4 protein-coding genes are annotated in these 6976 nt (G+C 61.1%); 2 read left to right on the plus strand and 2 right to left on the minus strand.

Features of this window, described 5'->3' with window-relative positions; all coding sequences use genetic code 11:
* Window positions 1-200: 200 nt before the first annotated feature.
* Both ACYCCG_RS25900 and ACYCCG_RS25905 read right to left on the minus strand, forming a co-directional pair.
* A complete protein-coding gene (locus ACYCCG_RS25900) occupies window positions 201-950 on the minus strand; it encodes a tetratricopeptide repeat protein (protein ID WP_339444714.1) in 750 nt (249 codons plus the stop codon).
* Window positions 951-953: 3 nt separating this feature from the next.
* Window positions 954-1634 carry a Fe2+-dependent dioxygenase gene (locus ACYCCG_RS25905; protein ID WP_209967912.1) on the minus strand — a complete coding sequence of 227 codons (681 nt, stop codon included), beginning with the start codon at window positions 1632-1634 and terminating at the stop codon, window positions 954-956.
* 221 nt (window positions 1635-1855) lie between these two features.
* Between ACYCCG_RS25905 and ACYCCG_RS25910 the strand changes: the two genes are divergently transcribed.
* Together ACYCCG_RS25910 and ACYCCG_RS25915 are read left to right on the plus strand one after the other, a co-directional pair.
* Window positions 1856-4099 (plus strand): TonB-dependent receptor, encoded by a 2244-nt coding sequence (locus ACYCCG_RS25910; protein WP_392460816.1) that lies wholly within the window; start codon window positions 1856-1858, stop codon window positions 4097-4099.
* 102 nt (window positions 4100-4201) lie between these two features.
* Window positions 4202-6757, plus strand: a complete 2556-nt coding sequence (locus ACYCCG_RS25915) for a PepSY domain-containing protein (RefSeq protein WP_459672298.1) — start codon at window positions 4202-4204, stop codon at window positions 6755-6757.
* Window positions 6758-6976 lie beyond the last annotated feature (219 nt).

The raw sequence follows: 6976 nt of genomic DNA on the forward strand, positions 1-6976 counted from the left end.
GAGCGGGTTTACCCGCGAATACGGTAGCGGCGGCAACGGTGAACGGCGGGTGGAAATTGGCCAGCAGGCCCGGCCTCTTCGCGGGTGAACCCGCTCCTACGACGGCCTGTGCCCAACCTCCAGTGTAGGAGCGGGTTTACCCGCGAATACGGTAGCGGCAACGGTGATCGGCCAGTGGAAATTGGCCGGCACAGTCAACCTCACTCACCACGCCGTTCGATCTCCTCAGCATAGCGCCCCGCAAAGGTCATGAGCGCCGGCCCCGCCTCCTGCAAGGTCACCAGCGCCGCACGCAGGAAGTTCATGTTGCCCTCGACCCGCGCCCGCTCCAGCCAAGGCGCGGCCTCAGCCACCTGCCCACGCTCGACCAGCACCAGCGCCAGGCTGAACATCCCGCGAAAATCCCCCGCCTCGGCCGAACGCCGATACCAGCGCACCGCCCGCGCCGGGCTGGGCGCCGTGGCAATGCCCTGCTCCAGGTAACGCCCATACAGGTTCATCGACTTGGCATGCCCCAGCTGTGCAGCCTTCTCGTAGCACATCAGCGCCTGCACCTGATTGACCGGCACCCCACGCCCGGTCGCCAGAAGGTTGCCCAGGTTATACAGGCCCCAGTCCAAACCGGAATCGGCCGCACGGGCGTAGTGAACGGCAGCCTGCGCCAAATTCACCTCACCGCCCCAACCATGCTCCAGGCAACGCCCGAGCATGTTGTGCGCCATGGCATTCCCCCCCTGTGCAGCGATACCGAACCAGCGCCGGGCGACGGTGGCATCCTGCTGGATGCCAAGCCCATCCAGCAGGATCTGGCCCAGCAGCAACTGCGCCTCGACCGCACCCTGCCCCGCTGCCGCCAGAATCGCCTGGGCGGCCTTGCCGGGGGATTCCTCGAGCATGGCCTGCAAGCCGGCCACATCCACCACTTCCTCACGCCGCAGCAGGTAGGACACGACTCAGACCTCAGCCCAGCGGCGCAGCAAGTTATGGTAGGTGCCCGTCAGTTGCAACAGCGAAGGATGGTCCGGCACATCGGCGGTCAGTTGCTGGATAGCGTTGTCCATCTCGAACAGCAGCGCCCGCTGGCTGTCATCGCGCACCAGGCTCTGGGTCCAGAAGAATGCGGCATAGCGTTGGCCACGGGTCACCGGGTTGACCTTGTGCAGGCTTGTGCCGGGGTACAGCACCATGTCACCAGCGGCCAGCTTGACCTGCTGCACGCCATAGGTGTCCTGGATCACCAGTTCACCGCCGTCGTAGCTTTCCGGGTCGCTGAGGAACAACGTGGAAGACAGGTCGGTACGCACCCGCTCCGGGCTGCCCTTGGGCTGGCGCAGGGCGTTGTCGATGTGGAAGCCGAAGTTGCCACCTTCGCGGTAGCAATTGATCAGCGGCGGGAACACCTTGTGCGGCAAGGCTGCCGACATGAAGCGCGGGGTTTTCCACAGGCGGTCGATCAGCGCAGTGCCGATTTCCTTGGCCAGCGCATGGCCTTCCGGCAGTTGCAGGTTGTGCTTGGCCTTGGCCGACTGATAACCCGCCGTAACCTTGCCATCGGCCCAGTCGGCCTGCTCCAGCGCCTCGCGAATACGGGCCAGCTCATCAGCGTCGAACAGGCCTGGGATGTGAAGCAGCATGGCAACAGCACCGTTGGGAAATGTAAAGGCGCAATGATATTGATTCCCTTTTGCGCTACACAAGCCCCATTCGCCGCTTAAGACGTTTCAGCTGCATGAAACCGTAAAGACAAATTGTAAAGATTGTAAATTCTTCACGAATGGTAACGACTCTCAATTGTTAGTCAAAATTGCTTACATTAAGATCCACCGCCTCGAAACCTTGGGGAAGGTCCTTACCAATGCGTCACTACGTGCCATCTGCTGTGAGCTCACAACGCCTGCTTGCGTCCGCCATCGGCGTTGCCATCTCTGCTGCATCGACTGCTCAGCTTGCATGTGCAGATGATCAGGCTGCTGATTCTGTCATTTCACTCGACGCGACCAGCGTCAACGCTGCACAGGATGTCACCAGCTACAAGACGGACACCGCCAGCTCGAAGAAGTACACCGCCCCGCTGCGTGAAACACCGAAGAGTGTCACGGTGATCCCTCAGCAAGTCATTCGTGACACAGGTGCGACTTCCTTGGTAGACGCCTTGCGCACAACCCCAGGCATCACTTTTGGCGCAGGCGAAGGCGGCAATCCCGCGGGTGACCGCCCTATCATTCGCGGCTTCAACGCCGAAAGTGACGTATTTGTCGATGGCATGCGCGATGTCGCATCCCAAAGCCGGGAGATCTTCAACGTCGAGTCCATTGAGGTCGCAAAAGGCCCTGGCTCCGCTTTTACCGGTGCTGGCTCGACGGGCGGGAGCCTCAACCTGGTCACCAAGAGCGCAAAACTTGGCGATAGCTACAACGGTGGGTTCACTTGGGGTTCAGACCAGACCAAACGCACCACCCTGGACTTGAACAAGCAACTGACCGACACCTCTGCCTTTCGCTTGAACCTGATGAAGCACGAAGCCAACGTCGCCGGTCGTGACGATGTGGATGTGAGCCGTTGGGGGGTAGCACCGTCGTTCGCTTTTGGCTTGGGCACCGATACACGGGTCACAGTGGGTTACTACCACCTGAAAACCGACGATATGCCTGACTACGGCATCCCGCTGAACCGCAGCGCCACGCGCAGCAAATACAATGTAGATGGCCCGGCTCATGTTGACCGCGACAACTTCTACGGTTTGAACGGACGCGACTATCGCAAGACCAGCAACGACAGCGGCACGATCCGTATCGAACATGACCTGAACGAAAACCTGACACTGTCCAACAGCTTCCGCATGTCGCGCTCGACCCTCGACTACATCGTGACCAACCCGGATGACAGTAAAGGTAACGTCGCCAACGGTACGGTCTATCGCGCCACCAAGAACCGCAATTCGACGTCCAAAGGCTGGGTGAACCAGACCGACCTGAGTGCCAAGTTCAATACCGGCTTCATCGAGCATAGCCTGGTGACAGGCCTGGAGTTCACCTACAGCGACACGCATAACCGCGGGTATGTCGTCACCTCGGCCGCTGGCACAGGCACTGTTTGCACCCCCGCCTTGCTGGCTTCGGGCGACTGCACCAGCCTCTACGACCCATCCCCGGATGACGGCTGGTCTGGCACGATTACCGACAGCCAAGCCTTCACCGATACGAATACGAAAACCAGCGCTGCCTACGTATTTGACACACTGACTTTCAACGAACAGTGGTCGCTGAACCTTGGCCTGCGTTACGACGATTACCAAACCAAATCAAGCGGATACAGCACAGGTGGTCGTGGCTCGGTGGCGGGGGACTTCTCTCGCGAAAACAACGCGCATCTGTGGAACTACCAAGTTGGCGTAGTCTACAAGCCGTTGCCCAACGGCAGTATTTACGCTGCATGGTCGACCTCCAGCAACCCGTCGGGCGAAACCAGCGGCAATGGCGGCCTGGAGCTGGCGGCCAACAACAGCAACCTCGATCCAGAACGCAACCGCAACTACGAAATCGGCACGAAGTGGGACTTCTTCGACGATAACCTATCGTTGACCGCAGCCTTGTTCCGTACCGACAAAACCAACGCACGCGTCACCGATCCAGACAATGCCACTTATCAGGTGCTCGATGGCGAACAACGGGTCCAGGGTGTGGAGCTGACCTACTCGGGTAACCTGACCAGCAAGTGGAAGGTCTATGGCGGCTACACCTATATGGAAAGCGAGATCGTGAAAACCTCTACTGCAGCGAACGAAGGCAACCACATGCCTAGCACGCCGCGTAACAACTTCACGTTCTGGTCGACCTACGACATCATTCCGCAACTGACCGTCGGTGCTGGCGCGACTTTTGTCGACTCGCGCTTCGGTGACGAAGCCAACTCTGTCGAGGTGCCTTCCTACTGGCGCTATGACGCCATGGCTACCTATCGCCTGACGAAGAATGTCGACTTGCAGCTGAATGTGCAAAACCTGACCGACAAGCGTTACTTCGATCAAGTATTCGCTACGCATTACGCTCACGTAGCGCCTGGCCGTACTGCACTCATGAGTGCCAACTTCCACTTCTAATCAAGTCACCCCGAGCCCCGTTCATTCCCGTGAGCGGGGCTTTTGCGTATCAAGGCATAATGCACGCCGCGCAGGTCGTGGCAGCAACTCAAGGTGAGTAACGTGGTGAAGAAGACGCTGTTCCAATTGCACTGGTTCTTTGGCATCACCGCTGGCCTGGTGCTGGCCTTGATGGGCATTACCGGGGCGCTGTACTCGTTCCAGGAAGAACTGCTGCGCGCATTCAATGCCGATGTACTCAAGGTAGAAGTACGCGCCGAAGGCGTGCTGCCGCCGGCCGAGCTGGTTAAACGGGTCGAAGCCCAGCAGCACGACAAGGTGTCGATGCTGTGGGTCGACGTGCGTGAAGGCAACGCTGCACGTATCTTCTTCATGCCGGCACCGGGCGAACGCCGTGGCGAACTGCGCTATGCCGACCCGTACACCGGCGAACTCAAGGGTGAAGTGGCCGGGCAAGGCTTCTTCAACCTCATGCTCAAGCTGCACCGCTTCCTCGCCATAGGCGACACTGGCCGGCAAATCACCGGGGCCTGCACCTTGATGCTGGTGTTCTTCTGCCTGTCCGGCCTGTACCTGCGCTGGCCGCGCAAAGCGCTGGACTGGCGCACCTGGCTGACCTTCGACTGGGCCAAGAAAGGCCGCGCCTTCAACTGGGACCTGCACGCCGTGGCAGGTACCTGGTGCCTTCTGTTCTACCTTCTGTTCGCCCTGACCGGCCTGTTCTGGTCCTATGAGTGGTACCGCGAAGGCCTGAACAAGCTGCTGGCTGACGCGCCGGCTGCGGGCCAGCAGCAAAAACGTGGTGAAGGCCGTGGCCGGCACGGGCCGCAGAAAGTCGACAGGAATGCACCGCCGCTGGTGGTGGACTACGACGCCATCTGGGCCAACCTAAAAGACGCCGCGGGCCCAGGCCTTTCCACCTACAACCTGCGCCTGCCGCCCGCTGGCGGTCAGCCGGCCAACCTGTTCTACCTGCTCGACAACGCTGCCCACCCACGTGCCTTCAATACCCTGGTCCTGGACCCGGCCACTGGCCAGGTTAAAAAGCACGACCGCTACACCGACAAGTCCTTCAAGGCGCAACTGCTGCAGAGTGTTTACGCCTTGCATGTGGGCGAGTACTTCGGCTTGCCGGGGCGCATCATCGTCACCATCGCCAGCCTGACCATGCCGTTGTTCTTCGTCACTGGCTGGCTGCTGTACCTCGACCGTCGCCGCAAGAAACGTCAGGTGCGCGCAGCCCGTGGCAAGGTCGCCAACAGCAACGGCAATGGCGACGGTTGGCTGATCGGTTTTGCCAGCCAGAGTGGCTTTGCCGAGCAGTTGGCCTGGCAGAGTGCGAAGCAGCTACAGGCAGCTGGCCAGACAGTTCAGGTGCGCGCCCTTGCCGAGCTGGGTGAAAACGACCTGCGCCAGGCCCATCGCGCGCTCTTCGTGGTGAGTACCTTCGGCGACGGCGAAGCGCCCGACAGCGCTCGCGCCTTCGAGCGCAAGGTGCTCGGCCAGCCTTGGGCACTGAACAACCTCAACTATGCCCTGCTCGCCCTCGGTGATCGTCAGTACCCGCACTTCTGCGGTTTCGCTCGTCGTCTCCAGGCGTGGCTGGGGGAGCGCGGTGCCAGCAGTGCATTCAGCCCGGTGGAAGTGGACAACGCCGACCAGGCCGCCCTGCAGCAATGGCAGCAGGAACTGGCGCAACTGACCGGCGCCCAGCCGGTGGCCGCCTGGCAACCGCCAACCTTTGCCAACTGGTCGCTGGTGCGCCGCAAACTGCTCAACCCTGGCAGCCAAGGCCAACCGGTGTACCTGCTTGGCCTGCAGGCTGCAGAACCTGCAAGCTGGGAAGCCGGCGATCTGGTAGAGATACTGCCGCTGAATGGGCAGCCACGGATCGACGCGTTCCTCAAGGGCATGGCACTGGACGCCAACAGCCAGGTGCAGGTGAATGGCCTGAGCGAACCCCTTGCCCAGGCACTCGCTGGCCGCCAGTTGCCGATGCGCCGCGACCACCTGATCGGCTTGCAGCCGCAGGCACTGGTGGATGCACTGGTACCGATCGGCAGCCGCGAATACTCCATCGCCTCGATCGCCAGCGATGGTGTGCTGGAGCTGATCGTGCGCCAGGAACGCCACCCTGACGGCAACCTTGGCTTGGGCTCTGGCTGGCTGACCGAATACCTGCCAATGAATGGCACCCTGAGCCTGCGCCTGCGGCGTAACAGTGGCTTCCATCTGCCTGAGGCCGCTGCGCCGATGATCCTGATCGGCAACGGTACTGGCCTGGCAGGCCTTCGCAGCCTGTTGCGCGCGCGGGTCAATGCCGGTGAGCAGCGCAACTGGCTGTTGTTCGGCGAGCGTAATCGGGCGCATGACTTGCTGTGCGGCGATGAGCTGCAGGCTTGGCTGGACAACGGCGACCTGGCACGGCTGGACCTGGCGTTCTCGCGCGATCAGGCCGAGAAGGTGTATGTGCAGGACGTAATGCTGCAACAGGCCGAGGATTTCAAGCGCTGGGTGGCCGATGGGGCTTGCGTGTATGTCTGCGGCAGCCTGCAAGGCATGGCGGCTGGGGTGGATGCGGCGCTCAATCGCATGCTGGGTGAAGAAGCTGTACAGCAGTTGATCGAGGATGGGCGGTATCGGCGGGATGTGTATTGACCGGAAATCGATTCAACCAGCGCCGGCCTCTTCGCGGGTAAACCCGCTCCTACGACGGGCTGTGTCCAACCCCAGATGTGTGTCCACCACCGATCTGTGTAATCGATGGACTCGCCCCCGCCGAGGCATCACAGTGCCACGGTGGTGTTCAAAGAAGCCAACGGCAGCGAGGGCGAGACCATGAAAAAGCATAGTTCGAAACACGATTCCCTGTCTTCC

The sequence above is a fragment of the Pseudomonas sp. VEM90 genome (assembly GCF_054611535.1).

Bases quoted from the DNA above. Each gene is read 5' to 3' on its own strand.
- ACYCCG_RS25905 (WP_209967912.1), bottom strand. From the start codon at position 1,634: ATGCTGCTTCACATCCCAGGCCTGTTCGACGCTGATGAGCTGGCCCGT.
- ACYCCG_RS25910 (WP_392460816.1), top strand. From the start codon at position 1,856: ATGCGTCACTACGTGCCATCTGCTGTGAGCTCACAACGCCTGCTTGCG.